The sequence below is a fragment of the Streptomyces sp. VTCC 41912 genome, assembly GCF_045799175.1.
GTDB classification, from domain to species: Bacteria; Actinomycetota; Actinomycetes; order Streptomycetales; family Streptomycetaceae; genus Streptomyces; species Streptomyces albulus_C.
The window spans coordinates 31,783-57,948 of sequence record NZ_JBJMAB010000027.1; the positions used below are offsets into that span (position 1 = coordinate 31,783).

Sequence of the window (26,166 nt, forward strand, 5' to 3'; positions counted from 1 at the left end):
CATCACACACTTCGGGAGTCCCCCGTTTCCGCAGGTTTCTGGCTTCGGCCTGCGATTTTGCGGGACGACCGGGGCCTTGCCGCAAGCCCCCCAGTGCGCTATAAGTTGAGAGTGGCGAGGAGCGGTCGTACTCCTTGCCTTTTCTCGTTTCGGCGCCGGTGGCGCCCGTCACCTGCCGGCCGCGGCGCCCTTCAGCCCTTCAGCCCTTCAGGCCGTAGAAGTGGATCCGGGAGTTCGGGGTGAAGCCGATGCGGGGGTAGACGGGGGCTCCGGCGGCGGTGGCGTGCAGGGTCGCGCGGGTCAGTCCGGAGGCCCGGGCGCCCTCGTGCAGCGCCTTGCGCGTGACGGCCTCGCCGTAGCCGCGGCGTTGCCACTCGGGGGCGGTGGCGACGAGCGCGACGAAGAGGCGGCCCTCGGCCTGCACCGTCGCGGCGCACGCCACCGGAACACCGTCCCGCAGGGCCAGATAGGCGTGCATCCGGCTCTTCCACAGGCGGGAGCCGTCCAGGCCGTCCCGGCCGGCCGCCAAGGGGAAGCCGTACGCACGGGAGTTGAGGTCCGCGTAGGCCCGCAGTTGCTCGTCCGTGGTCACCCGCTCGTACGTCAGGTCGGGGTGGGCCGGCTCGGGAACGGGGAGGAGGTCTCCGGCCATGCCGGTGCCGGGGAAGGCGTAGGCGAGGCCGGCCCGTTCGACCGCTTCGCCGAGCGCCGCGCGCGCCTCGTCGTGGAGCAGGTCCTCGAAGACCCACAGGAAGCCCGGGTGCCGCTTCGTGCGCATCAGGTCGGCTGCCTGGCCCACCCGCCGTGCGACGAGCGCCGCGTCCGCGTCCACCTCGGTCAACGCGGCGCAGTTCCAGAAGGCGAAGCGGCAGTCGGCCCAGCGCACGGCGATGCCCGGGAGGTCCCGGACGTCCGCGTGCGCGTCGCGGTCGAGCACCATGGCCCGCCAGACGACGGCGAGTTGTTCCACCGATTCGATCGACTCGGTACGGTCCGCCACCCGAATTCCCCTTCGGTCGTCACGTGTCGGGAGGGCCGCGCAGCAGCGCGCCGGGTGTCCCGGAGCGCGGTCTCCCCTGAGCAGCGATCATCGTGGACACGCTGCGGTGGCGGGGCGCGCCACACGGAATTCACCCTCATCCGGCATCGCCGCGACCACGTGCCGGCGGCAGCAGCGACGATCCGGCCCGCCGCGGCCGGCGCCTGCCGGAGAGGGGTGGCTCCTACCCGTTCATGCTCCGCGAACTGCCCCCGCTCATCGACCGGTGGCGCACGGACTTGGCGGCGCGGTGCCACCCCGACGGGCCGGCACCGCCGCCGCGGGGCGGGGTGAGCAGCCACAGGGACAGCAGTCCGCTCCCCACGCCGACGGCGGCGGCGACCGCGAACACCGCGACGAGGCCGTGGGCGTACCGGGCGTTCAGGTCGGCGCCCGCCGCGCCGGACGAGAACCGGTGGAACACGGAGCCGAGCACCGCGATGCCCAGCGCCAGGCCGAGTTGGCGGGCGCAGTTGGCGGCGGCGGAGGCCACGCCGCTCTGGGCCTCGGGGGCGGCGGACATGGCGACGGCGGGCAGCACGGGCGAGACGATGCCGGCGCCGACGCCGGTGAGGGCCAGTCCCGGCAGGAGCGCCGGCCAGGAAGAGCCCCCGTCCACCGTCAGCATCAGGGCGTCGCCGACGCCGACGGCCACCGTGCCGCCGCCGAGCGTCCAGTGCGCCGGGAGCCGGTGCAGCATGCTGCCGAGTGCCGCGGACGTGGCGAAGAACGCCACCGGCTGCACCGTGATGACCAGGGCCGCGGGCAGCGAGGTGAGCCCCACCCCGTCCTGCAACCAGATCGACACGACGGGCAGCGCCCCGAACGCGGCGAGGTAGTACCCCGTGGCCGCGACCAACGTGCCGTTGAACCTTCCCTTGCGGAACAGGTCCGGCGAGAGCATCGGGTTGCTGCCGGCCCGCTCCACGAGGACGAACGCGAGGAGCATCACCAGGCCGAACCCGAGGCCGAGCAGCGCCGGCGGCTCTCCCCATCCCCGCTCTCCGCCGCGGATGATGCCGAAGGCGATGCCGATCGCCGCCAGCGTGAAGGTGGCGATGCCCCGGTGGTCGATGCGGGTCGAGGTGGTGGTGTCGTCGATGAGCACCGCGGCGGAGAGGGCCAGCGTGAGCGCGCAGACCGGCACGCCCGCGAAGAAGATCCACTGCCAGGACAGGAACTGCGTCAGGACCCCGCCGGCGACGTTGCCGATGCCGGCGGCCGCACCGGCCACCGCGCCCCAGACCGCGAAGGCCACGCCCCGGTCGCGCCCGGTGTAGGTGAGCCCGATCAACGGGAGCAGGGTCGAGAACATCGCGGCACCGGCCAGGCCCTGGACCGCTCGCGCGGCGATCAACACCGCGGCGTTGCCGGCCAGTCCGCACCCGAGCGTGGCGACGCCGAAGACGCCGAGGCCGGACAGGTACAGGCGTTTGCGCCCCAGGTTGTCCCCGAGCGAGCCCATGCCGAGCAGCAGCCCCGCCAGGGCGAGGGTGTAGACGTCGACGATCCACTGCGCGGCGCCGAAGCCCGCGTGCAGGTCGCGGGCCATGCCGGGCAGCGCCACGGTCACGATCGTCGAGTAGACGAGCAGCATGAACGTTCCCGAGCAGGTGGCGACCAACGGCAGCCAGGCACGCATGGCGGGGATTCCTTCCGAAGCCTCGAACCTTCCGGGACCAGGCTGCTGTAATACCCTTGTGCAACAGAACCCTTACGGAGAAGAGCCCGTCAGGCTGATCCTGGACCTCGCCGCCCAACCACCGTGCACGCCCGCGGAGTTCGCCGAACGGTGTGCCGCCGCGGGCATGGCGATCGACCGCCCGGTGGACGACGGGGACCTGGCGGAGATCCTGGCGTTCCTCCCGCGCTGGCTCGCGGTGGTCGACGCCGACACCCCCGAGCGGCGGGCGGCCCTGCTCAACGCGCTGCTGACGGACGCGTCCGAGCACCCCCGGCTGACCGACCACGCCGACGGCGGCTGGCACATCCACTACCGTCCCGACGGCCTGGGCCTGGCCGGTGTGGTGCGGGCGGTGGTCAGCGTGGGCACCGCCCTGCACCTGACCGGCCGCGGCATGGACCGGCTGGGCCGGTGCGCCCTGCTCGAATGCGGGCGGGCGTACGGCGACTTCACGCGCGGCGGTCAGCAGCGCTACTGCTCCCACGCCTGCGCGAACCGCGACGCCGTACGCCGCTTCCGCGCCCGCCAGGCGGCGCGGAAGCCGTGAGGCCGGCGGCGCAGCACCCGCCCCGGCTCACCGCCCCGTCCGGCCCGCCGCCCGCAACTCCGCCCGGGCGCAGCGCACTTCGTCGATGGCCTGGAGGTGGCCGCCGTCGGCGGCGCAGCGCCCGGCCCGTTCCAGCAGTCGGGCGGCCTCCTTCGGTGCCGTGCCACCCCGTACGCGGGCCAGCGCCGTGAGGGCGAACGCCAGGGCGGTGCCGCCGAACGGCTCGGCGAGTTCGACCGAGGCCAGGGCCAGGCGCTGCGCGTCCGCCCGCTCGCCGCACAGCAGATGGAGTTCGGCGAGGTTGGCGCGCTCGAAGGCGGTGGCCGTGGGGCGGCCCGCCTGTTCGGCCAGGGCCAGTGCGCGGTGGCCGTGGGTCAGCGCGTCGCCGTACCGGCCCGCTCGGCGCTCGGTCTCCCGCAGCACGGACAGCACGGTGGCCAGCAGGGCCCGGTCCCCGGACGCCTCGGCCGGCGCCAGTGCCGCGGCGGCGGGGCCGGCCGCCTCGTGGGCCAGGCCCGACAGGCCCAGGCACACCGTCTGCTGCGCCCGAGAGCGGGCCAGCAGCACGGCGTCGTCGGCGCCCTGGGCGGCGGCGCAGTGCTCCGCCGCCCGTGCGGCCGCCAGGCCCTCCTCGTAGCGGCCGCAGTAGGACAGCACCGCCGAGTGGGCCATGTGGTGGGCGGCCCGGATGGGGTCGGGGGCGCCGGGGCCGGGCGGATGGGCGGCCAGGACGGCGAGGGCCTCGCGGGCCCCCGGGCCGCGGCCGAGCACCTCCGCCAGGCGGGCGGCGGCCAGCGTGCAGGCATCGCGCTGCCCTTGCCGCTCGTACGAGTCGAGGGCCTCGCGCACCACGGTGACGGCCTCCGCGTACCGTCCCGAACGGTCCAGGTGCAGCGCCCAGTCCAGCCGTACCCGCGCCGCGTCCGCTTCGGGCCGCACGGACCGGCCGCCGCGGGGCCGGCCGGCCGCGGCCAGGGCCCGCCGGAGTTCGGCCCGCCGTTGTGCCAGTCGTGTGCGGGCCGGTTCGGCCCAGGGCGCGTGGCGGTCCTCGGGCAGCAACTCGCCGCTCAACGCCTCCAGGGCGCGGGTGAGCGCGCGGTGCCCGCCGTGGCGCAGGGCCCGCCGGGCGGCGGCTTCCGCCTCGTCGGTGTCCACGCGTACCGTGTGCGGTGCCAGCCGCAGCAGGTCGCCGTCGGTGGTCAGGTACGCGGAGGTGCCGCGCGGCGGGAGTTCGGGTTCGAGCGCGTGCCGGGCGGTGTGCAGCGCCACCCGCAGGCTGCCGAGCGCGGACCGGAGTTCGGCGTGCGGCCAGCAGGCCGCCATGACCTGTTCGCGGTGCAGCGCGTGGTCGGGGGCGAGGGCCAGCAGCTTGACGAGCGTCCGGGCGCCGGGGCGGGCCCAGCGTTCCAGGGGCGGGGCCCCGTCCTCGCGGACCAGCCGGAACCCGCCGAGCAGTCGAATGCGCAGCATGGGGGGAGGCATCGGCCGGTCACTCTAATCGGTTCCGAACGGCTCTGGTGGACCGCGGAGTTACACCGGCGTTACTGGCCGGATCCGGTCGCCGGTCGGGGCACGTCGGTCGGGCTCCGGTCGGTGGGAACGCGCCAATGTCGTCGGGGCGGCCGGGATCCCGGGTGACGTGCGTTGACGGTGTGACGGGCGGTTGCTGGGATGGGCGGGTGCGCAGCGCCCGGCCGGCGGCGTCGTTCCCGTCCCACGTCCCTGAGGAGGAAGCGTGAAGCGCTCCCCTGCCCTTGCCGTGTCCGTTCTCGTCCTGGTGTCCGGTACCGCCGTGGCGGCCAACGCCGCCGGTCCGGCCGCCGCTCCCGCACCCCATGCCCACTCCGCGGCGGCGGCCTGGTGCGCGAAGCAGGGCGGTACGGCGGAGACCCGCGTCCCGTACTACACGGGCACCGGCGACAAGCTCACCCCGCTGGGCGGCGAGCGTGAGATGTGCGTCTTCGCGGCCGCCGACGGCAGCAAGATCATGATCGCCGCGGACACCCTGGCCGCGGACAAGCCGACCCTGGCCGCGCTCGCCTACGTCCGCAAGCCCGGCGGCCCGAGCAGCCCGGGCAATCCGTCCATCGCCTACTGCCAGGGCATCAACGGCACCGCCATGTTCGGCAACAAGCCGACGGACGGAGGCGGTTGGGGCGCCAAGAACGAGACCGACCCGTCCAAGGCGACCTCGACCTGCATGTTCGCCGACGGCTCGCTGATCGACGCCTGGGGGCTGAAGTACCACCAGGGCGGGGTGATCCGCGGCGCCGATCTGACGAAGAAGTTCCAGGCGACCATCCCGGGGGCGTGAACGGCCGGCCGCGCCCGTCGGCGTCCCGGTTCCACGGGCCGCCGACGGCCCGGGGTCAGAAGCGCCTGGCGCCCTCCGCGATCGCCTCGCGGATGCGGTGGTAGGTGCCGCAGCGGCAGACGTTGCGGATCTCGTCCAGGTCGGCCTCGGTGATCTCCCGGCCGGCGGCGCGGGCCTGCCTGACCTTGGCGACCGCGGCCATGATCTGGCCGGGCTGGCAGTAGCCGCACTGGGCGACGTCGTACTCCAACCACGCCTCCTGCATCGGGTGCAGGTCCTTGCCGACGGTGGCGGGCAGCCCCTCGATGGTGGTGACCTCGTCGTCCGGCCGGACGTCCTTGACCGGCACCGAACAGGGGTTGAACGCCTTGCCGTTGAGGTGGCTGGTGCACGCCTGGCAGACGCCGAGGCCGCAGCCGTACTTCGGCCCGGTGACGCCCAGGACGTCGCGCAGCACCCACAGCAGCCGCACGTCGTCCTCGACCTCGGCCGTGACGGGCTTGCCGTTGAGGATGAAGGTGTGTTCGGGCACGGTCGCTCCTTGCGCTCCTAGGGGGCCGCCACCGACGGTCGCCCCTAGTAGGCGCGGTCCAGGCCGTCGGTCGGCGATTGCGGGATCGGGGGGACGGTCGGCAGCGGCTCGAAGCCGAGCGGGCCGGAGTGGTTGAGGGGGAACGTCGTCGGCATGGTGCCGGTGGCCGCGCCGTACGCGCAGGCGACGGCGGCCGAGGCGGCGCCGACCGCCAGTTCCCCCGCCCCGCCCGGCTTCCCGCTGGTCGGCGGCATGACCACGATCTCCAGCTCGGGCGGGGTGTTCCACTGGCGGGTGTAGAAGTAGTTGTCCCAGCTGCCTTCCAGGAACGCACCGTCCTTCAGGTGCAGCCCCGAGGTGAGGGTGACGGCGATGCCGTCCATGATCCCACCCATCATCTGGGCCTCCAGGCCCTTCGGATTGACGGCCAGGCCCACGTCGACTGCGCAGACGACCTTGGTGACGCGCGGCCCCGTGTAGGCGTCGGGGACGTGCCGGCCGGTGGTCTCCGGCCGGCAGTCGATCTCGGCGAGCACCGCGACGACGCCGTGGTACTCCGGGTGCACGGCGAGGCCCTGGGCCGTGCCGGCCGGCATCTTCCGTCCCCAGTCACCGAGTTCGGCGACCTTGTCCAGGACCGCCCTGGCCCGGTCGTTCTTGATGAGCTGCCGGCGGAAGCCGAGGCGGTCCTTGCCCAGCTCGTCGGCGAGCCGGTCGACGATGAGCTCCTGCGCGCACCGGACGTTGGGCGAGTAGATGTTGCGCATGCTGCCGGTGTTGAAGCCCTTGTCCACCTCGTTGAGGAGCTGGGTGGTGAGCCCGAGGTCGTAGGGCGACTGCTGGCTCAGCGTGAAGATGGTCTCGGAGAAGGTGAGGTCGCCCACCGGCAGCTTGGCGGCCGTCGCGGTGATGATCTCGCCCAGGCCGTGGCCGAAGTCGGTGGACACGGAGGTGTGCCGCTGCTCGTAGGTGAGCACCTTGCCCAGGGCGTACGTGGCCCGGATCCGCGAGGTGGCCATCGGGTGGGTGCGGCCCTGTCGGAACTCGTCGGTGCGGTGCCACATCAGCTTGACGGGCTTGCCCATCACCTTGGAGACCTCGGCGGCTTCCAGTGCGGCGTCGGAGAACAGCTTGCGGCCGAACGAGCCGCCGCCTTCGGTGACGTGCACGGTGACCGCGCCCGGCGCCAGGCCCAGCTTGGCCGCGATCGCCTGTTGGGCGACGATCGGCGACTTCAGGGCGGCCCACACCTCGGCCCGGTCCGACCGCACGTCGGCCACCGCGCAGTTGGGTTCCAGTGCGCTGTTGCTGGCGAAGTGGAAGGTGAAGGAGCCCTCGACGGTCTTCGCCAACGGGTTCAACTTCGGTACGACGAGCGGGACTTCGGCGGCCTTGAGTTCGCGCAGCACCGTGTCGTCGGACGCCCGCTCGGCGGTCCCCGGCCCCCAGTCGACCGAGAGCGCGCGCACCGCGTCGATGCACTGGCCGAAGGTCCGGGCGCGCACCGCCACGCCCGTCGAGAGGGTCGCGACGTCGGTGACGCCCGGCATCGCCCGGACCGCGGCGAGGTTCCGCACGGACCGCACGGTGCCGTTGATCGTGGGCGGGCGGCACACCATGGTCGGCGCAGCGCCCGGCACGTGCAGGTCCATGGCGAACTGCTTGCGGCCGGTCACGCTCGCCAGCGCGTCGACGCGGTTGCGCGCGGTGCCGATGACGGAGAAGTCCGAGCGGGCCTTGAGGTCGGCGGTCACCCGCACGGTCTTCAGGCTGGCGGCCTTCTCGGCGAGCGCACCGTAGGTCGCGCTCCGCCCGTTCGGGGCGGTGATCACTCCGGCCTTGCAGGTCAGCGCGGAGAGTTCGGTGCCGAGCAGATCGGCGGCGGCCTCCAGGAGGCGCTTCCTGGCGATCGCGGCGGCCACCCGGATCGGGGTGTAGGTGGAGATGGTGGTGTTGGAGCCGCCGGTGAGCTGGTTGAAGAGCAGCTCGGGGCGGGCGTCCGCGAGGGTGACCCGGATCTTCTCCAGCGGCAGGTCGAGTTCCTCGGCGATCAGCATCGCGGTGGAGGTGGTGATGCCCTGGCCCACCTCGGCACGCGGCAGCGCGAACGAGGCGGTGCCGTCGGTGTGGACGTGGATGGCGATCAGGCCGGCCGTCGGCAGGGCCGCGGTCGTGAGCATGTCGTTGAGGTCGAAGATCTCGGTCAGTTCGGGGAGCGGGCCGACCGCGGCGTGCGCCTGGCTCGTTCCCACGGCGGCGTCGCCCAGTTGGGCGGCGACCGCGAGGGTCGGCGCGGCCAGGACGTAGCCGAGGAACTTCCGGCGCTCGATGCCGTCCGGGGGTGCTTCGGTGTCCCGGGTGCCTGGGACGGCGGCCCCGGTGCGCTCCGTCGGCAGACGATCCTGAACGTCCATCATCCGTCCTTCCGAGGAGCATCGTTGATCGACCTACCGGATGGTAGCGAAAGCATGCGCACGACAAAACAGCGGGGACGCCGTGACCTTCCAGTCAGCGCCAGGCATCGGCAACTCCCCATATTGGACGCCTACTTGACAATGAGAGCGGAGAGCGGGACCCGGTTGGCGGAGCCCGCTCGGTGGGAAGGTGTGCCGGCATGGAATTCTCCGAGGTCCTCCGCCGCCGGCGCATGATCCGCCACTACTCCGACCGGCCGCTGCCCCCCGAGGTGGTCGAGCGGGTGCTCGCCGCCGCACTGCGGGCGCCGTCCGCCGGCTTCTCCCAGGGCTGGGCGTTCCTGGCCCTGACCGACCCCGCCGACCGCGCCCGCTTCTGGCCGTTCGTGCCCACCCGCGTCGAGCAGACCCCCACCATGCAGGACGCCCCGCTGGTCGTGGTGCCGCTGGCCCACAAGGCGGCCTACCTCGAACGCTACGCCGAGCCCGACAAGGGCTGGCAGGACCGCGCCGAGGCCCGCTGGCCGGCGCCCTACTGGCACATCGACACGGGGATGGCCGCGCTCCTGATGCTGCTGACCGCCGTCGACGAGGGACTCGGCGCGTGCTTCTTCGGCATCATGCCGGAGCACCTGGGCGCCTTCCGGGCCGAGTTCGGGGTGCCCGACGCCTACGACCCCATCGGCGGGATCACGATCGGCCACCGCGCCGACGACGTCCCCGCGCAGAGCGCCCGGGTCGCCCGACGCCGCCGCGCGGCGGACGAGGTCGTCCACCGGGGACAGTGGGGCCGGCACTCCTGACCGGACCTCGATCGGCGTCGGGGGGCGCTTGCCTCAAGTGCACTTGAACCTCCTAGCGTGGTCGACATGACGGCGATCGACAGCTCCCCCGTGCAACCACCACCCGTGGACGCCTGCGTGTCCGCGGGGACGGTGCACCCCCGCCCCGACGGCCAGGACCGCTACACGATCAGCGAGGTCGCGGCCTTCACCGGGCTCAAGGCCCACACCCTGCGCTGGTACGAGCAGATCGGGATGCTGCCGCAGGTGGAGCGGTCGCACACGGGCCAACGCCTGTTCCGCAACCGGGACCTGGACTGGCTCGCGTTCGTGACCAAGCTGCGGCTGACCGGAATGCCGGTGGCCGACATGGTCCGCTTCGCGGAGCTGGTCCAGGGAGGCGAGGCCACCTACGGCGAACGCCGGGCGATCCTCCAGCAGTCCCGGCAGGAGGTCGCCGCGCGCATCGCGGAGCTCCAGGACACCCTCGCCGTGCTCGACGCCAAGATCGACTTCTATGCGGGCGCCCCCGAGGCGCCGGAAAGGGCCTGAGCGCCATCATGAGCCACCCCATCGAACGGATCGACACGGTCGAACTGGGCACCGGCGGCCCCCTCGTCGGCGTCCAGGGCTTCGGCGCCATGGGCATCAGCGCCGCCTACGGAGCGACGGACCAGGACGCGGCCCGGGACACCCTGGAAGCCACCGTCGAAGCGGGCGTCACCCTCATCGACACCGCCGACATGTACGGCATGGGGAGCAACGAGGAGTTCCTCGCGCCGTTCGTCGCCGCGCACCGCGACGAGATCACCCTGGCCACCAAGTTCGCCTTCGAGTTCCGTGCCGACGACCCGGGCCACCGGGCCATCCGCAACGATCCCGCGTACGTGCGGACGGCCGTCGAGGCGAGCCTGCGCCGCCTGGACGTCGAGGTCATCGACCTGTACTACATGCACCGCAGGGACCCGGCCGTCCCGCTCGCCGAGTCCGTCGGCGCCATGGCCGACCTGGTGCGCGAGGGCAAGGTCAAGCACCTGGGACTGAGCGAGGTCACCGGTGCCGAACTGCGCGAGGCGCACGCCGTGCACCCGATCACCGCGCTCCAGTCGGAGTGGTCGGTCTTCAGCCGGGACGTCGAGCGCAGCGCGGTCGGCGCGGCGGCCGAACTCGGCGTCGCCTTCGTGCCGTACTCGCCGCTCGGCCGCGGCTTTTTGACCGGTGCCTTCGCCGACGCGAGCACGGACCTGTCCGGCAGCGACTTCCGGCAGGCGCTGCCGCGCTACAGCGGCGACAACGCCAAGGCGAACGTCGCGCTGCTGGCGCCGCTGCACGCGATCGCGGCCGCGCACGGCGCCAGCACCGCGCAGATCGCCCTGGCCTGGGTGCAGCAGCGGGCCCGGGAGCACGGCCTGACCGTCGTGCCGATCCCCGGGACCCGCCGGCGCGGCCGCCTGTTCGAGAACGCGGCGGCCACCCGGATCGTCCTGACCGCCGACGAACTGGCGCTCCTGGAGCCGCTCGCCGGCCGGGTCGCGGGCGACCGCTACGCGGACATGTCGCTGACCTCCGTGGACCGGGAGGCGTAGGGGCTGCGCATCGTGAGGTACCGGATCTCCAGGTCGCGCTCCAGGTACTCCATGCGGTGCGCCCAGAAGTCGCGGAGGTGCGGGAGGGCCAGGTGCGCGTCCAGGTCCCGTTCGCTGCGCCACGCCTCGTAGAAGACGAACACGCCCGGCTCGTCGCGGTCCTCGTGGAAGTGGTACTCCAGGCAGCCGGGCTCCCGCCGGGTCGGCTCGACGAACGAGAGCAGGAGGTCCCGCAGTTCGTCCGCGCGCTCGGGCTTGGGACGGGCGGTGCCCACGAGGGTGAACGGCTGGTGCATCGCGACTCCTGTTCCGTAGGTACGACCCACGTCGTACCTATGGAACGGTAACGAGCGGCTAGGTATGATGCAAGCCGTACCTTGGAGGTGATGACGATGCCCGACGACGAGGGGCACCCCGCGCTCGCCGAGATGGCACTCGGCGACGTCCTGTCCGCACTGGCCGACCCACTGCGGCGGCGCGTCGTGCGGGAACTGGCCGCCGGGCCCGACGGCGCGGAACGCACCTGCAGCTCCTTCGCCCTGCCGGTCAGCAAGGCGACGGTGACCCACCACTTCCGCACGCTCCGCGAGGCGGGCCTGATCCGCCAGGTCAACCGCGGCAACAGCCGGATGGCCACCCTGCGCCGGGCCGACGTCGAGCAGCGGTTCCCCGGGCTGCTGGCCCTACTGACCGCCGAAGGGGCCGGGGACGCCTGACGGCCCCTGCTCCGCGGACCCGACGGACGCCACGGACCCGACGGACCTGGCGGTCCTGACCAGCAGGCCGGCGACCAGCGCCGCGAGCAGCGTGCCGCCGATCGCGCACCACAGGGCGGTGGCGTAGCCGTCGAGCGTCGCGTCCCTGAGCACGCGGGCCAGCTGCGGCGGAGCCACCCGCAGATCGACGACCTGACCGTTCGAGTTCGCCGCGACGAGGCCCGGCGGAACCCCGGGCACGGCCGCCATCCGGGCCGCGACGACCGCCGAGACCACGCTGCCGAACAGCGCCGCCCCGAGCACCCCGCCCACCTGGTTGGCCGCGCCCGTCACGGCCGCGCCCGCGCCGGAGTCCGGGGCGGCGACACCGTCCGTCGCGACGGCGAGGAGGGGCATCAGCGCGACACCCAGTCCCAGGCCGGCGAGGAGCATGCCGGGCAGGGCCACGGTGACGTACCCGCTGTCGGGCCCGAGTCGGGTCAGCAGCAGCATGCCGAGCGCCGTGAGCAGCAAGCCCGGCACGATCAGGTTGCGCGGCGGCACGCGGTTCAGCAGTCGCGCGGAGAGCTGCGTGGCGCCGAGGGCCATCGCGACGGCCGCGGGCAGCATGGCCGCGGCGGCGGCGCTCGGCGGGTAGCCGCGGACGCTCCCCACGTGCTCGGTCAGGGTCGGCAGGAGGGCGAACGTGCCGACGCCGGCGAGGAACAGGGCCAGCAGCGCACCGAGCCGATCGCGGTCCGCGAGGACGTACGGCGGCAGCAGCGGGGCGGCCGTCTTCCGCTGCCACTGCACGAAGGCCACGAGCAGGGCGGCGCCGACCGCCAACGGCACCAGCACCAGCCAGTTCGCCCAGCCGCCGGCGGCCGTCTCCTGGCAGCCGTAGACGAGGGCGAGGATCCCGCCGGAGCCGAGCAGCAGGCCCGGCACGTCGAGGCGCGGGCCGGTGCGGGCCGGGTGGTCGTGCACCAGGGTGGCCGTCCCGATCAGCGCGATCACGGTGAGCGGGACGGCGGCGTACAGGCACCAGCGCCAGCTCAGGCTCGTCGCCAACCACCCGCCGGCGAGCTGGCCCACGACCGAGCCGCCCGCGGCCGTCGCGGCGTAGACGCCGAAGGCCCGGGCCCGGGCCTTCGGTTCGGTGAAGTTGACCAGGACCAGGCCCAGTGCGGCCGACGACACCAGCGCGGCGAAGAGGCCCTGGAGGGCGCGGGCCGCGATCAGCACGCCGGAATCGGGGGCCAGGCCACCGACCACCGCGGCCACCGCGAAGCCGGACAGCCCGATGACCACCATCCGCTTGCGGCCGATCAGGTCCGCCAGGTGCCCGCCGAGCAGCAGCAGCCCGCCGAAGGCCAGCGCGTACGCGGTCGTCATGGTGCGCAGGTCGTCGGCCGGCAGGTGCAGATCGCGCACGATCAACGGCAGCGCCGCGCGCAGGGACGTCGCGTCGAACAGCACGAGCAACTGCACGAGGGCCACCACCGCCAGTCCCCACCACCGCTTGGGGTGCGGAAGCCGCCCGCCGTCGCCGGGGGCCGGGGCGGGCCAGGCCGCTCCCAGGGGTGGGCCGAACCCCTGCGGCGGGACGAACTGCGCCGGGGTCGTGGGGGCGTAGGCCGGCGGCGAGGGCGTCGGCGGCGGTGTCTGCGGCGGTGCCTGCGGATCCGGGACGCGCGGCTGCGCGGCGGCTGCGACGGCGGCATCGGAGAGGGCGGTTTCCGGCGCGAAGTCCAGCAACTGCGCCGCATGACGGCCGAGTTGGGCGAGCACCGAGCCCGGGAGCCACTCGCCTGCGGCGGCCTCGGCCGTGCCGGCCGCAACCTCCGGGAGGGTGGGCCGCGCGGCCGGATCCTTGTCGAGGCACGCGCGGACGAGGTCGAGCAGCGACGCGGGGACGCCGGTCAGGTCCGGCTCATCCTCGGCGATCCGGAAGAGGTGGGCGTGCAGTCCGGTCTCGGTGGCACCGAAGAGCAGGCGTCCGGTGGCGGCGAAGACGAGGACCGCGCCCAGGCAGAACACGTCGCTGGCCGGGGTGAGTTCGAGCCCGCGGACCTGCTCGGGCGACATGAAGCCGGGGGACCCGATCAGCATGCCGGTGCGGGTGTGCAGGCTGTCCCCGGCAAGGCTGTCCATGGCCCGCGCGATGCCGAAGTCGATCACGCGCGGGCCGTCCACCGTCACCAGCACGTTGGACGGCTTGAGGTCCCGGTGGATCAGCCCCGCCTCGTGCACCGCCTGGAGGGCGAGGGCCAGGCGGTTGGCCAGGACCCGCACGGAGTCCTCCGGCAGCGGTCCGAAGTCGTGCGCCACCACGGTGGTCAGGTCCGGACCCGGAATGTACTGGGTCGCCACCCACGGCACCTCGGCGTCGGTGTCGGCGTCCAGCACCGCCGCCGTCCACGCGCCGCCCACCTTCCGGGCGGCCGCGACCTCACGGGCGAAGCGCCGGCGGAATTCCGGATGTTGGGCATGTTCGGCCTGGACGACCTTCACCGCGACGGTCCGCCCGGCCTCGGAACGGCCCAGATACACCAGCCCCATGCCGCCGGCGCCCAGGCGGGCGATCAGGCGGTAGGGGCCTATGTGCGTCGGGTCTGAGGAGATCAGCTGGTCCACGGGGGCAAAGTAGACCACGGCGCGGGTCCCGGTACCGGATTCCACATTTCCCACTCGGGAACGCACCGGTTTGCCCTGCCGGGCAAGTTCGGCCGGCCGCCGGCCGCACCGTCGTGTGTCAGCCGCCGCCCGCGCCGGCTGCCGCCCGGGGGAAGGTCACGGTGAACTCGGTGCGTCCGGGACGGCTGTGCAGGACGACCCGGCCGCCGTGCGCGGTGACCACCGCCTCGACGATGGCCAACCCCAGGCCGGTGCCGCCCGCGGCCCGCGAGCGGCTGTGGTCGACCCGGACGAAGCGGCCGAACACGTCGGGTTGCAGTTCCTCGGGTACGCCGGGGCCGTCGTCGACGACGGTCAGGCGGGTCCCCCCGTCGTCGGTGGCCAGCCGCACCGTCACGGCGGTCCCCCGCGGGGTGTGCATCCGGGCGTTGGCGAGGAGGTTGCCGACGACCTGGTGCAGGCGGTGTTCGTCGCCCTGCACGGTCACCGCGGTCTCGGGGAGGTCGAGCAGCCAGCGGTGGTCGGGGCCGGCGGCCCGTGCGTCGTCGGCCGCGTCGAGCACCAGGCGCGTGAGGTCCACCGGTTCGCGCTCCAGGGCGCGGCCGGCGTCGAGGCGGGCCAGCAGCAGGAGGTCGTCGACCAGGCGGCTCATCCGTTCCGACTCCGCCTGGATGCGTTCCAGGGAGCGCCCGACCGGGCCCGGCACCGGGCCGGTGTGCCGGAGGGCGAGTTCGGCGTGGCCGCGGACGTTGGCGACCGGGGTGCGCAGCTCGTGACTGGCGTCGGCGGCGAAGTGCCGCAGTCGTTCCTCGCTGGCGTGGCGACGCTCCAGGGCGTTGCCGACGTGGCCGAGCATCCGGTTGAGGGCGGTGCCGACCTGACCGACCTCGGTGCGCGGGTCCGCCACCGGCACCGGTGCCGGCATCGCGACCTCGCCGCTGGCCAGCGGCAGCTCGGCCACGCTCGCCGCCGTGGCCGTGACCCGGCGCAACGGGCGCAGCGACAGCCGCACCCACAGCGCGCCCAGGACCCCGGTCACCACCAGGGCCCCGCCGAACACCGCCGTCTCGACCGCTTCCAAGCGGTGCACCGTCTCCTCCACCGGACGCAGCGGCAGCCCGGTCAGCAGGACGTCGCGATCGTCCCCCGCGACCGCGTTGACGCGGTAGCGCCCCAATGCGGACAGGCGGACGTCGTGCCCGGAGCCGTCGGTCGGCAGGGCGGCCAGCGCCCGGCGGTCGTCGGCGGACAGCGGCACCGCGGCGTCGGTCCGGTCCCGTACGACGGCCGCCCGGGTCGGCGTGCCGGCCAGCAGCCGGGCGCCGAAGGTGCCCTCGGACTGGCCGCGGGTGTCCGGCTGGTTGTCGGCGTCCGGCCTGGCCTCGTGTTCCAGGCTCGCCGCGAAGCGGCCGGCCGAGGCGGAGAGCTGCTGGTCCAGGCGGCCCACCAGGAACCCTTCGAGGGCGACGACCGTGGTGACGCCGACCGCCAGGCAGGCCAGCGCCAGCAGCGCCACGAGGCCGGCGGTGAGCTGACTGCGCAGGGTGCGGGGGCGAAGCCGCTTCACGAGGACTCCGGCTTCAGGACGTAGCCGACGCCGCGGACCGTGTGGATCATCGGGGTCCGGCCGGCGTCGATCTTCTTGCGCAGGTAGCTGATGTAGAGCTCGACGACGTGTGACCGGCCGCCGAAGTCGTAGGACCAGACCCGGTCGAGGATCTGCGCCTTGGACAGCACCCGCCGGGGGTTGCGCATCAGGAACCGGAGCAGCTCGAACTCGGTGCGGGACAGGTCGATCAGTGCGCCGCCGCGGACCACCTCCCTGGCCTCCTCGTCCATGACGAGGTCCCCGACGACGAGCTGGTCGCCGTCCGGTTCGTGCGCCATGCCGGCGCGCCGCAGCAGGCCGCGCAGCCGTGCCAGCACCTCTTCCAGGCTGAACGGCTTGGTCACGTAGTCGTCGCCGCCGGCGGTGATGCCGGCGATCCGGTCCTCCACCGCGTCACGCGCGGTGAGGAACAGCACGCAGACCGTCTTCAGCTCCTGGCGCAGCTGGCGCAGCACCTGGAGGCCGTCGATGTCGGGCAGCATCCAGTCCAGGACGACGGCGTGCGGGCGGAAGGTCCTGGCCAGCGCGAGCGCGGTGGTGCCGTCGGCGGCGCTGCGGACCTCCCACCCCTCGCCCGCCAGGGCGCCGGAGAGCACTTCGGTGAGGTCCGGCTCGTCGTCGATCACGAGGACCCGCAGCGGCGAGCCGTCGGGGCCGTGCAGCGGGGAAGGGGGGCGGCGGTGCGTGTGCATGGTGCTTCAAGCATCCCTCCCGCCGGGGCGTGCTCAGGTCTGTGCCGGCTCTGAGTTTCCTGTGAATCGGCCGGCGGGCCGTCGCTCAGAGGTTCTTCAGAGGTTGCGCTGCGACGCTGGCGCCGACCACGGAAGGAAAGCCCCATGAGCACCCTCTCGCACAGTCACCGCAGTGCCCGCGGCGGCGCCCCGCCGCGCCGGCCGCCGGCCCCGGCCCCGTTGCTGGTGCAGGCCGTCATCGGGGCCGGAGCGCTCGGTGTGCTGGCCCTGTGGTGGACCGGCACCGCCTCCGTGGTGGGCCCGGCGGGCTGGCTCACCGGTGCCGGCCGGATCACCGGCCTGCTGGCCGGCTACGCCTGCGCGGTCCTGGTCGCGCTGATGGCCCGCGTTCCGCTGCTCGACCACGCCCTGGGCACCGACCGCCTCGCGCGCTGGCACGCCGCCGCCGGGCGCTACACGGTCTCGCTGGTGCTGACGCACGTGCTGCTGATCGTCTGGGGCTACACCCTCACCTCGCGCAGCGGCGTGCTGCACGAGGCGACCACGCTCGTCCTGGACTACCCGGACATGCTCAAGGCCACGGTCGGCTGCGTGCTGCTGCTGGGCACCGGCCTGGTCTCGGCGCGCGCCGCCCGGCGCCGGATGAGCTACGAGACCTGGCACTACCTCCACTTCGCCACCTACCTGGCCCTCTTCCTCGCCTTCGGCCACCAGCTCGCCAACGGCGCGGACTTCGTGGGTCGGCGCCCCGCGCAGTGGGGCTGGTACGCCCTGTACGGGGCCGTGGCGGCGCTGCTGGTCTGGTACCGCTTCGCGGTCCCGGTGCGGCGGGCGCTGCGCCACCGGCTCCGCGTCGTCGACGTCCGCCCGGAGGCGCCGGGGGTGGTGTCGGTGCACCTCGCCGGTGAGCGGCTGACCGAACTCGGCGCCCGGCCCGGCCAGTTCTTCCGCTGGCGCTTCCTGGCCCCGGGCCTGTGGTGGACCGCCAACCCCTACTCGCTGTCCGCGCCGCCGCTGCCCCGGCACCTGCGCATCACCGTCAAGGCCGCCGGCGGGCACAGTGCGGCCCTGGCCCGGCTGCGGCCCGGCACCCGGGTGTGGGCCGAAGGGCCCTACGGTGCCTTCACCGGGGCGCGGCGCCGCGCGCCGAAGGTGCTGCTGCTCGCGGGCGGCGTCGGCATCACCCCCCTGCGCACGCTCTTCGAAACCCTCCCCGGCGAGGTCACCCTGGTGTACCGGGCGCGGCGCCCGGAAGACCTCGCACTGCGCGCCGAACTCGACGCGATCGCGGCGGCCCGCGGTGCGGCCGTCCACTACTGCGTCGACGAACCGGCCGCGTACGCGGTGCCGTTGACGGCCCGGGCGCTGCGGCAGCTGGTCCCGGACCTGGCCGCCCACGAGGTGTACCTGTGCGGTCCGCCCGGCATGACCGACGCGGCCCGCCGCGCCCTGCGCGGGGCCGGCGTGCCCCGCCACCACATCCACCACGAATCGTTCGCGTTCTGAGGAGCCGTCGTGCGCCGAGCCGTTCTGACCGCAGCGTCGACCAGCGCACTGGTCGTCCTCCTGCTCGCCCTCAAGCCCCACCAGCCCGCCGGCCTGACCGACGACCTGGCCCAGGGCGGCGCCGCGCCGTCCCCGGCTCCCACCGGCAGTGCGCCGCGGGCCGCCCATCCGCCCAGCGGCACCTTCACCGGCGATCCGGTCAGCACCCGCTACGGCACCGTGCAGGTCGCGGCCACCGTCGCGGCCGGCCGGCTGACCGGCGTCCGCGTGCTGCACGTCCCGTCGGAGAACGGCCGCGACCAGGAGATCGCGGCGTACGCGGTGCCGCGCCTGACACAGGAGGCGCTCGCCGCGCACGGCGCCGGCATCGACGCGGTGTCCGGCGCCAGCTACACCAGCGCCGGCTACATCCGGTCCCTGCAGAGCGCCCTGGACCAGGCCGGTGTCTGAGCCCCGCCGCGGACTGCGGCACGTCGAACGGGCGATGGGCACGGTCTTCTCCTTCGACGTGCGCGACGCCCGGACCGCCGCCATCGAGTCCGCCCTGGGCGAGGCCGTCGCCTGGCTGCACCACGTCGACGCGGTCTTCTCGACCTACCGTCCCGACAGCGCGGTCAGCCGACTGGCGCGCGGTGCGCTGCGGCTCGCCGACTGCCCCGCGGAGGTGCGCGAGGTCCTCGCCCTCTGCGAACGGGTGGGGCGCACCACCGACGGGTGGTTCAGCGTCACCGCGGGCGGCAGCCTCGACCCGACCGGGCTGGTCAAGGGCTGGGCGGTCGAACGTGCCGCCGACCTCCTGCGGGCCGCCGGCGCCCACCACACCTGCGTCAACGGCGGCGGCGACCTCCAGCTCAGCGGGGAGGCGGCCCCCGGCCTGCCCTGGCGGATCGGGGTCGCCCATCCCCTGCGCCCGGACCACCTGTGCACCGTCGTGACCGGTCGCGACCTGGCCGTCGCCACCTCGGGCACCGCCGAGCGCGGGCCGCACGTCCGCGACCCGCACACCGGTGCGCCGGCGACGCGGCTCGCCTCGCTCACCGTCGTCGGCCGCAGCCTCACCCTCGCCGACGCCTACGCCACGGCCGCCTTCGCCATGGGCCCGGACGCCCGGGACTGGCTGACCGCACTCGACGACCACGAGGGGTTCGCGGTCGCCCCCGACGGCAGCACCTGGCACACCCGGGGGTTCCCCGGAACCGTGACGACGCCCCGACGGGCCGACGACCGCACGGCAACCGCCAGTTGAGGGACACAGCGCATACAAGCGGGGCAATACGGGCAAGGTGAGCGCGACCCACACGCTCACACGGGAAGGCCCAACGCAATGCGCCGTGTCGCTGCCGCCCTCATCGGAACCCTCGCCGCGCTGGGAATCCTCACCGCGCCGGCGAGCGCCGCCCCGCACGACGCCCCCTGGGCGACGGGCACGTCCGACGGCACGCTCCTCGACCCGCAGGCCGGCGACACCAACATGGCCATGGACCACTGACCGCGCCGCCCGGAAGGCCCGTCCACCCGACGGGCGCCGCGACGGGAATCGCGTGCGGCGTCACCGGCGCGGGTAATGAATCGCGCGGCGCGGATTAAAGGCGGGATCAGGTCGGTAAAGGCTTCCCCCGCATCCGATGAGAAATTCCTTGGAACGGCCGACTGGGGCGTGACGGGCTCCGAACATGCCGAAGACTGCAGCGCATGGCCACGACAGTCCTCGACAGAACCACCCCCACCGGCGCCGCCCCCCGTCGCGCGCCGTGGCGTTCGCCGGTGGGTCAGCCTGCATACGCACGACCCGCGCTGCTGGTCCTCGCCGTGCTCGCCGCCGTGCTCTACGCGTGGGGCATCAACCACAGCCAGTACCACACCTTCTACGCGAACGCCGCGCGCAGCATGACGGAAAGCTGGAAGGCGTTCTTCTACGGCTCGTTCGATCCCGGCAATTCGATCACCCTCGACAAATTGCCGGGATTCCTCTGGCCGCAGGCACTTTCTGCCAGGATTTTCGGCTTCCACCCTTGGGCGTTGACCCTGCCCCAGGTGCTGGAGGGGGTGGCGAGCCTGCTGGTGCTGTACCGGGTGGTGCGCCGCTGGGCCGGCGACCACGCGGCGCTGATCGCCGGCGGCGCGTTCCTGCTGACCCCGGTGGCGGTGGGACTGTTCCGCACCTCCGTCGAGGACCCGCTGTTCACCCTGTGCGTGCTGCTCGCCGCCGAGGCCACCCAGCGCGCGGCCGCGGCGGGCCGGGTGGGTCCGCTGGTGCTGGCCGGCGTCTGGGTCGGCGTCGGCTTCCAGTCGAAGATGCTGGAGGCGTGGGCGGTGCTTCCCGCGCTCGCCCTGGTGTACCTGCTCTCGGCACCGGTGGCGCTGCGCAGGCGACTGGCCCACCTCGCGCTCTCCGCGCTGGTGATGACCGCCGTCTCGGCCTCGTGGATGGTGGCCGTCGCCCTCACCCCCGCTCAGGACCGGCCGTACGTCGACGGCACCACGAACAACTCCGCGTTCAGCATGGTCGTCGGCTACAACTTCCTCAACCGCTTCTCCTCCCTGGGCGTCAGCGCCGCCTCCACCGGCAGCATCAGCGCGACGCGGGGCGGCGGGGGCCACGGCGGCGGCGCGCACGACGGCGGCCGCGGCACCGGCCCGTCGCAGGCCCTCCGGTCGCAGCGCGCCGCGGCCCCGGGCCACGACGCCCCCCACGCACCACAGCAGATCACCGGCAGCGGCACGTCCCACGCACCGGCGGTGCGCCACCCGGCCACCGCCGCGCTCCCCCAGCACACCGCCCGCGGCGGCGGTCCCGGCGGCTTCGGCGGCGGTTCCCAGGACGGCTGGGGGAAGATGTTCGGCCCGTCGCTCGCGTCGCAGACCGGCTGGCTCTACCCGTTCGCCGCCGTCGCGGTGGTCTGCGGACTCCTGTGGCGCCGGGGCCGGCCGCGCACGGACCGGATCCGCGCCGGCTTCGCCCTGTGGGGCACCTGGCTGGCCACCTACTTCCTGGTGTTCAGCGCGGGCAGCGTCGGCGGCCACACGTACTACATGGGCGTGATCGCCGTACCGCTGGCCGCACTGACCGGCGGCGGGACCGTCGCGCTGTGGCGGGCGTACCGGGCCGGTGGGCGCCGCTCGTGGGTGCTGCCCGGTGCGGTCGCCGCGACCGCGGCCTGGGGCGCGTTCCTCGCCAGCGAGTTCCCGACCTTCCTCCCATGGCTGGCCCCCGCCGTGGGCGCACTGGGGCTGGCCGCCGTCGCCTTGCTGGTCCTCGCCCGCCCCGGCGGCCCCCGGACCGGCGGGCGCCTCGCACTGGCCGGTCTCGCGGCCTCGCTCGCCGCCCTGCTCCTCGCGCCGGGCGCCTGGGCGGTCCAGGTCCTCAACCCCGCGTACGGCAGTTCCGGCATGGGCGCGGTCGGCCCGTCCGGCATGCGCGGCGGACACGGCGGCCACGGCTCGTCGAAGTGGCCGGGCAACGGACACGGCAAGGGCGGCTTCGGCGCCTCCACCGGTCAACTCAGCGCAGAACAGCGCGCGTTGCTCGCCTACACCACCGCCCACCGCGGCACGTCCCGCTACGCCTTCGCCACCGACGGCTGGAACGGCGCGTCCCCCTACATCCTCGCCACCGGCGCCCACGTCCTGGCGCTCGGCGGCTTCAGCGGCCAGGTCCCGTTCCCCACCGAACCGCAGTTCCAACACCTGGTGGACACGGGCGCGGTCCGCTTCGTCCTCCTCGGCACGGGCCGCGGCGCCGGCACCCCGTTCGGCGGCGGCAGCGCGACGACCGCCGCCCGGATCGCCGACTGGGTGCGCACCGACTGCCCCCGCGTCCCGGCCTCGGCCTACGCCGGCCCGCACGCGCCGAAGCCCGCCCGACCGGGCCCGGGCGCCACCGCGCAGACCCTCTACCAGTGCGGCCCGGGCACCCCCGACGGGTCGGCCGGAAGCCGGGCCCCGCACCCGCGGCTCGGGGAGGCGGCGGCCCGCAACGCACCGCGGTAGCCGGTGCCGTGCCCCGCCATGGCCCCTCGGACACGCGCTAGGCTCCGCGTCGGCCGGATGGCGGAGGAGGCGACGTGAACGAGGGTTTCGCGGCGGGGCAGGCCGAGTGGCGGGCGCGTTTGGGGACGCTGCGGCAGGTCGTGCGTCAAGAGGTGGTGGCGCGACAACTCGCCGACCAGTTGCCTGATCTGCCGCCCCGCCGGGTGCTCGACGTCGGCTGCGGCCAGGGCACGCAGGCCCTGCAACTGGCCCGCCGAGGGCACGCGGTCACCGGACTGGACGCCTCGGCCCAACTGCTCGACGACTTCCGCGCCGCACTGGCGAAGGAGCCGGTCGAGGTCCGCGACCGGGTGCGGCTGGTCCGCGGGGACGCCGAGCGGCTGGTCGAGGCGTTCGGGCCGGCGAGCCACGACGTGGTGCTCTGCCAGGGCGTCCTGATGTACTTCCCGGATCCCGGTCCCCTCCTGGACGCCGTCGGGCAGGTCCTGGCGCCGGGCGGCTTCGCCTCCCTGCTCGTGCGCAACGGCGACGCCCTGGCCATGCGCCCGGGACTGCTGGCCGACTGGGACGCCGTCGAGGGGGCGTTCGAGGGGCGCGCCTACCGCAACCGGATCGGCGTGGACGCGCGTGCGGATCGCCTGGCCGACCTCACGGCGGCGTTGGCGCGGCGCGGGATGGCCGTCCGCCGGTGGTACGGGGTCCGGGTGTTCACCGACCACGCGGCCTCGGACGCGCCGCTGCCGGACGCGAAGACCCTCGACGCGATCCTCCGCCACGAAGAGCGCGCCGGCCGCACCGACCCCTACCGGCGGGTGGCGGCACTGCTCCACCTGATCGCGGAACGCCCGCAGGAGCAGTCGCCGCACCCGGCCGCGGAAAGGGCGGGCGTTCAGGGCAGCTCGGGCGTCCGACGCACCACCAGGGACACGAAGCCGAACGCGCCCCGGTAGCCGTGCAGCCATTCGGAACGGCGGGCGGCGGCGGTCGCCAGCGCGTGCGCACCGTCGGGCTCGGCCGGCCGGTCCAGGGCCCAGGAAGCCAGCGCCCCCCAGCACGCCCACTCGTAGGCGTCCAGTTCGCGGCGCGTGCTGATGTGCCCGTGCACGGGGGTCCACCCCTCGGCGACGACCCGGTCCACGGTCGTCGCCAGGTCGCTGAAGTCGCCGAGCATCTCGACCGCTTCCGGGGACGGCGGGTGTTCCCAGAACCCGTCGCCGATCAGGACCCGGCCGCCGGGGGCCAGGTGCCTGCGGGCCGCCGCGAGCGTGCCGGGCAGGCCGCCGAAGGCGTGCGCGGCTCCCACGCTGACCACCAGGTCGAACGGCTGCGCCGACGCGAAGTCCGCGGCGTCCTGGTGGTGGAGGACGAGGCGCTCGGCCACGCCGCGGTCGCGCGCCGACTCGCGGGCCTGCGCCAGGGCGTCCGCTGAGGTGTCCACGCCCTCGGCGTGCAGGTCCGGGTGCGCGGCCAGGGCGCGCAGCAGCCATTCCCCGCTGCCGCAGCCGAGGTCGAGGACGCGTTCGTCGCCGCGGGGCAGCCCGCGGGCGAGTAGTCGGCGCACCGCGGCGTCATCGAGCGGGGCCTTGATCGGGTGATCGGCATGGGCGATCCGGGAGATCTGTTCACGGTCCACCGGCGCAGCCTGGCAGTGCCGCGGGCCGTGCGCATCCCCCTTTTCCGCACGGAGGGGTCCGGTGGGCGGACACCCGTACGCCCGTCCGTGTCAGGTCCTCGGCCGGAGCGGAGGCACCGTCTGGGCGAGGCCGGGCGGCCAACGGCGCTGCGGGGCACCGCCGTTCACCCACAGCACGGTCAACTGTCCGATAATCGCCGGTGTCTCGCTCGAACGATTGACAGCTGGAACGCGGCACCCAGACTGACCTCCTGTCGCTGACGGCGACGGTCGGACATTCACGGGGGAGTGCACGGCATGAGTGAGCAACTGGGCGGAGGGTACCCGCACGACCGGACGGCACCGGCGGGACATCCCGGATGGGGACCGGCCGGGGCGGGCGCACCGCCCCCGCCGCCGGTGCGGAGTGGATGGCGACGGCCCTGGTTGCTGGGGGTCGCGGTGTGCGGACTGGTGCTGGCGGTCGTCGCCGGGACCCTGCTGTGGTGGTCGGCACGGCCCGAGGCCGCGAAGGACACCGACGCGGAACGGGCCCCGTTCTACCTGGCGGTCTACAACCTGGCCCAGCAACCCGCGGCGCACTACACGGGTTCCGCCCCGGACGGCGCGACGTGGGACCTGACCGTCACCGCCGGGAGCGAGGCGCACGGCACGATCACCGCCGCCGGGCGCCGCACCGAGGTCCTGACGGTCGACGGGAAGACCTACGCCAAGCCTCCGAAGGACCTGTTGACCGACCTGCCGGACGGGCTCTCCGCCGGCACCCTGGACGGCAAGTGGGTCACCGGCGCGGACCGCCTGACCAGCACGCTGGCGGACGTGCCCCGCTCCCCCGCGGCGCTCGCCGCACGGTTGTGGGCGGGGCTGGACCGGACCGCGGGCTTCCCGATCGCCAAGAGCGGCGAGGGCGGGGCCGCGACGCTGACCGTGACGACGCCGGACGGCGCGCTCTCCGTCTCGGCCACCGCGCCGTACCGGGTGGTGAAGCTGACGTCGGCCAGGCCGACGGCCCCGTCGTCGTCCTCGGCTTCATCGTCGTCCTCTTCGTCGTCCTCTTCGTCGTCCTCTTCGTCGTCGGGGGGCCTGGCCCGCACGAGCCTGGTCTCCGCCGCGGTGCACCCGGCCGCGGCCGACCGCACCGTTTCGGCCAGCCAACCGGGCCTGGGCAACGTCGACTTCACGCCAATGTCCCCCGAGGACGTCGGCAAGGCGTACGACGACCTGATCGGGCAGACCAAGACCCTCGGCAATGCCGTGGACCTCGGGATCAGGTTCAACTTCAACCAGACCGGCAACCTGCGCTGCTCGGAGTCCTGCACGGTCAACGAGAACGTCGTCACCACCACGACCGCCGCTCCCGGTGCCAGGCTGACCGGCACGGTCAACGCCTCCATGACGGCACAGGTGACCGTCAACGGGCAGTCCGGCGGGGGCTGTACGCAGGCCGCGACCCTGCCCATCAACGGCGGCGGCACGATGAGTTGCGTCGCCGCCGGGACCGCCCCCATCGTCCAGCGGATCAAGGCGGAGAAGCAGCGGGAGGCAGACGCCCAGGCGCGGGCCACCCGCCGGCCGGTCCGCATCCCGTACACGCTCAACTTCCAGGCACGGGTCCAGATCACGGCCATGGCCTTCGCCAAGGCCGAGATCGACCAGAAGGTCAAGGCGCAACAGGCCGAGCGGGGCAAGGCGGTCGAGAACGCGAAGGAGGACGCCGGCCCCAACCCCGACTGCTCCAAGGACAGCTTCGTGGCGGGCACCCCCGTCCTGATGGCGGACGCGCGCACGGAGCCCATCCAGCGCCTCCGGGTGGGAGACCGGATCGCCAACGCCGCCCCGCGCAGCGGCGCGGTGCAGCAGCACACCGTCTCCGCGGTCGTGGTCACCGACGACGACCGCGACTTCGTCGAACTCACCATCGCCGGCCCCCGCGGCACCGGCACGGTCCGCTCGACCGCGCACCACCTGTTCTACGACGTCACCACCGCGCGCTGGACCGAGGCATCCGCCCTCCAGCGCGGCGACCGCGTCCAGACGACGGGCACGGCCGTGGCGACGGTCCGGGAGGTCCGTGCGTACCGCGCCGCCGTGCGCACCTACAACCTCAGCGTCGACGGCGTCCACACCTACTACGTGCTGGCCGGCGACACCCCGGTCCTGGTGCACAACTGCGCGATGAAGCGCGACGCCAAGAGCCTGAAGGGGGTGAAGGTCCCCCGGCAGTACGAGGGCATGGACACCGCCCACGTACGGAAGAACCACTTCCCCGGCGGGTCCGGCGTGACGCCCCGGAAGGACCTGTGGCCTGCGCAGATGACGGACGCGCGGTTGGCGCAGATCGCCCAACAGGCGATGCGGAACAATCCGAAGGTGATCGGGTACGACCCGCAGACCCGAATGATCCAGGCAGTGGCCGTGGTGGAGGGCAAGATGGTGCAGTTCCAGATCCCCCGGGGCGGGGGCGAGATGAGGTCCATCTACCCGCTGGAACCTTGGAGCAGCTGAC

23 protein-coding genes are annotated in these 26,166 nt (G+C 74.0%); 13 read left to right on the forward strand and 10 right to left on the reverse strand.

What is annotated here, in order from left to right:
* Positions 1 to 199: 199 nt before the first annotated feature.
* Together ACJ6WD_RS29130 and ACJ6WD_RS29135 are read right to left on the reverse strand one after the other, a co-directional pair.
* Entirely contained in the window at positions 200 to 1,000 is an 801-nt protein-coding gene (locus ACJ6WD_RS29130; RefSeq protein WP_331247312.1) for a GNAT family N-acetyltransferase, read from the reverse strand.
* A 223-nt stretch (positions 1,001 to 1,223) separates the two neighbouring features.
* The gene (locus ACJ6WD_RS29135) at positions 1,224 to 2,681 is read right to left on the reverse strand and encodes an MFS transporter (protein ID WP_407616844.1); all 1,458 of its coding nucleotides are present in this window, start codon (positions 2,679 to 2,681) and stop codon (positions 1,224 to 1,226) included.
* Between the two features lie 58 nt (positions 2,682 to 2,739).
* On the opposite strand from ACJ6WD_RS29135, the gene ACJ6WD_RS29140 reads away from it, so the two are divergent.
* Positions 2,740 to 3,270: a CGNR zinc finger domain-containing protein gene (locus ACJ6WD_RS29140; protein WP_233657402.1), complete on the forward strand. Its 531-nt coding sequence runs from the start codon at positions 2,740 to 2,742 to the stop codon at positions 3,268 to 3,270.
* Positions 3,271 to 3,297: 27 nt separating this feature from the next.
* On the opposite strand, the gene ACJ6WD_RS29145 is transcribed toward ACJ6WD_RS29140, so the two are convergent.
* Complete coding sequence (locus ACJ6WD_RS29145) at positions 3,298 to 4,740, reverse strand: hypothetical protein (RefSeq protein ID WP_331247311.1); 1,443 nt, start codon at positions 4,738 to 4,740, stop codon at positions 3,298 to 3,300.
* Between the two features lie 265 nt (positions 4,741 to 5,005).
* Here ACJ6WD_RS29145 and ACJ6WD_RS29150 point away from each other — a divergent pair, with 265 nt between their 5' ends.
* Complete coding sequence (locus tag ACJ6WD_RS29150; protein ID WP_407616845.1) at positions 5,006 to 5,584, forward strand: hypothetical protein; 579 nt, start codon at positions 5,006 to 5,008, stop codon at positions 5,582 to 5,584.
* A 55-nt stretch (positions 5,585 to 5,639) separates the two neighbouring features.
* Here ACJ6WD_RS29150 and ACJ6WD_RS29155 read toward each other — a convergent pair whose 3' ends face one another.
* Entirely contained in the window at positions 5,640 to 6,116 is a 477-nt protein-coding gene (locus ACJ6WD_RS29155; RefSeq protein WP_233657405.1) for a (2Fe-2S)-binding protein, read from the reverse strand.
* A 44-nt stretch (positions 6,117 to 6,160) separates the two neighbouring features.
* Entirely contained in the window at positions 6,161 to 8,533 is a 2,373-nt protein-coding gene (locus tag ACJ6WD_RS29160) for a molybdopterin cofactor-binding domain-containing protein (RefSeq protein ID WP_407616846.1), read from the reverse strand.
* 197 nt (positions 8,534 to 8,730) lie between these two features.
* Between ACJ6WD_RS29160 and ACJ6WD_RS29165 the strand changes: the two genes are divergently transcribed.
* The 3 genes from ACJ6WD_RS29165 to ACJ6WD_RS29175 all read left to right on the forward strand — a co-directional run bounded on the left by ACJ6WD_RS29165 (position 8,731) and on the right by ACJ6WD_RS29175 (position 10,898).
* A complete protein-coding gene (locus ACJ6WD_RS29165) occupies positions 8,731 to 9,333 on the forward strand; it encodes a nitroreductase family protein (RefSeq protein ID WP_407616847.1) in 603 nt (200 codons plus the stop codon).
* 66 nt (positions 9,334 to 9,399) lie between these two features.
* Positions 9,400 to 9,864 (forward strand): MerR family transcriptional regulator, encoded by a 465-nt coding sequence (locus tag ACJ6WD_RS29170; protein WP_376553423.1) that lies wholly within the window; start codon positions 9,400 to 9,402, stop codon positions 9,862 to 9,864.
* An 8-nt stretch (positions 9,865 to 9,872) separates the two neighbouring features.
* The gene (locus ACJ6WD_RS29175) at positions 9,873 to 10,898 is read left to right on the forward strand and encodes an aldo/keto reductase (protein WP_233657409.1); all 1,026 of its coding nucleotides are present in this window, start codon (positions 9,873 to 9,875) and stop codon (positions 10,896 to 10,898) included.
* Here ACJ6WD_RS29175 and ACJ6WD_RS29180 read toward each other — a convergent pair.
* The gene (locus ACJ6WD_RS29180) at positions 10,856 to 11,194 is read right to left on the reverse strand and encodes a putative quinol monooxygenase (RefSeq protein ID WP_233657410.1); all 339 of its coding nucleotides are present in this window, start codon (positions 11,192 to 11,194) and stop codon (positions 10,856 to 10,858) included. The two genes, ACJ6WD_RS29175 and ACJ6WD_RS29180, sit on opposite strands and share 43 nt — an antisense overlap.
* A 96-nt stretch (positions 11,195 to 11,290) precedes the next feature.
* On the opposite strand from ACJ6WD_RS29180, the gene ACJ6WD_RS29185 reads away from it, so the two are divergent.
* The gene (locus ACJ6WD_RS29185; RefSeq protein ID WP_016572516.1) at positions 11,291 to 11,614 is read left to right on the forward strand and encodes a helix-turn-helix transcriptional regulator; all 324 of its coding nucleotides are present in this window, start codon (positions 11,291 to 11,293) and stop codon (positions 11,612 to 11,614) included.
* On the opposite strand, the gene ACJ6WD_RS29190 is transcribed toward ACJ6WD_RS29185, so the two are convergent.
* The 3 genes from ACJ6WD_RS29190 to ACJ6WD_RS29200 all read right to left on the reverse strand — a co-directional run bounded on the left by ACJ6WD_RS29190 (position 11,582) and on the right by ACJ6WD_RS29200 (position 16,531).
* Positions 11,582 to 14,230, reverse strand: coding sequence for a bifunctional serine/threonine protein kinase/MFS transporter (locus ACJ6WD_RS29190; RefSeq protein ID WP_407616848.1), 2,649 nt, complete (start codon positions 14,228 to 14,230; stop codon positions 11,582 to 11,584). The two genes, ACJ6WD_RS29185 and ACJ6WD_RS29190, sit on opposite strands and share 33 nt — an antisense overlap.
* Positions 14,231 to 14,348: 118 nt before the next feature.
* On the reverse strand, positions 14,349 to 15,797 hold the full coding sequence (locus ACJ6WD_RS29195) for a sensor histidine kinase (RefSeq protein WP_376553417.1): 1,449 nt from the start codon (positions 15,795 to 15,797) through the stop codon (positions 14,349 to 14,351).
* Entirely contained in the window at positions 15,794 to 16,531 is a 738-nt protein-coding gene (locus ACJ6WD_RS29200; RefSeq protein WP_331247306.1) for a response regulator transcription factor, read from the reverse strand. The genes ACJ6WD_RS29195 and ACJ6WD_RS29200 overlap by 4 nt, the downstream gene beginning before the upstream one ends.
* A 144-nt stretch (positions 16,532 to 16,675) precedes the next feature.
* Here ACJ6WD_RS29200 and ACJ6WD_RS29205 point away from each other — a divergent pair, with 144 nt between their 5' ends.
* The 6 genes from ACJ6WD_RS29205 to ACJ6WD_RS29230 all read left to right on the forward strand — a co-directional run bounded on the left by ACJ6WD_RS29205 (position 16,676) and on the right by ACJ6WD_RS29230 (position 22,977).
* Complete coding sequence (locus ACJ6WD_RS29205; protein ID WP_376439960.1) at positions 16,676 to 18,037, forward strand: ferric reductase-like transmembrane domain-containing protein; 1,362 nt, start codon at positions 16,676 to 16,678, stop codon at positions 18,035 to 18,037.
* A 9-nt stretch (positions 18,038 to 18,046) separates the two neighbouring features.
* Entirely contained in the window at positions 18,047 to 18,487 is a 441-nt protein-coding gene (locus ACJ6WD_RS29210) for an FMN-binding protein (RefSeq protein WP_407616849.1), read from the forward strand.
* Positions 18,488 to 18,521: 34 nt separating this feature from the next.
* Complete coding sequence (locus ACJ6WD_RS29215; protein WP_407616870.1) at positions 18,522 to 19,283, forward strand: FAD:protein FMN transferase; 762 nt, start codon at positions 18,522 to 18,524, stop codon at positions 19,281 to 19,283.
* Positions 19,284 to 19,361: 78 nt separating this feature from the next.
* Positions 19,362 to 19,526 carry a hypothetical protein gene (locus ACJ6WD_RS29220; protein WP_233657415.1) on the forward strand — a complete coding sequence of 55 codons (165 nt, stop codon included), beginning with the start codon at positions 19,362 to 19,364 and terminating at the stop codon, positions 19,524 to 19,526.
* 203 nt (positions 19,527 to 19,729) lie between these two features.
* Positions 19,730 to 22,027 (forward strand): glycosyltransferase family 39 protein, encoded by a 2,298-nt coding sequence (locus ACJ6WD_RS29225; RefSeq protein ID WP_407616850.1) that lies wholly within the window; start codon positions 19,730 to 19,732, stop codon positions 22,025 to 22,027.
* 155 nt (positions 22,028 to 22,182) lie between these two features.
* Positions 22,183 to 22,977 (forward strand): class I SAM-dependent methyltransferase, encoded by a 795-nt coding sequence (locus ACJ6WD_RS29230; RefSeq protein ID WP_407616871.1) that lies wholly within the window; start codon positions 22,183 to 22,185, stop codon positions 22,975 to 22,977.
* On the opposite strand, the gene ACJ6WD_RS29235 is transcribed toward ACJ6WD_RS29230, so the two are convergent.
* Positions 22,917 to 23,660: an SAM-dependent methyltransferase gene (locus tag ACJ6WD_RS29235; RefSeq protein WP_376553408.1), complete on the reverse strand. Its 744-nt coding sequence runs from the start codon at positions 23,658 to 23,660 to the stop codon at positions 22,917 to 22,919. The two genes, ACJ6WD_RS29230 and ACJ6WD_RS29235, sit on opposite strands and share 61 nt — an antisense overlap.
* Positions 23,661 to 23,957: 297 nt before the next feature.
* Between ACJ6WD_RS29235 and ACJ6WD_RS29240 the strand changes: the two genes are divergently transcribed.
* Positions 23,958 to 26,165, forward strand: a complete 2,208-nt coding sequence (locus ACJ6WD_RS29240) for a polymorphic toxin-type HINT domain-containing protein (RefSeq protein WP_407616851.1) — start codon at positions 23,958 to 23,960, stop codon at positions 26,163 to 26,165.
* Position 26,166: the final 1 nt, after the last annotated feature.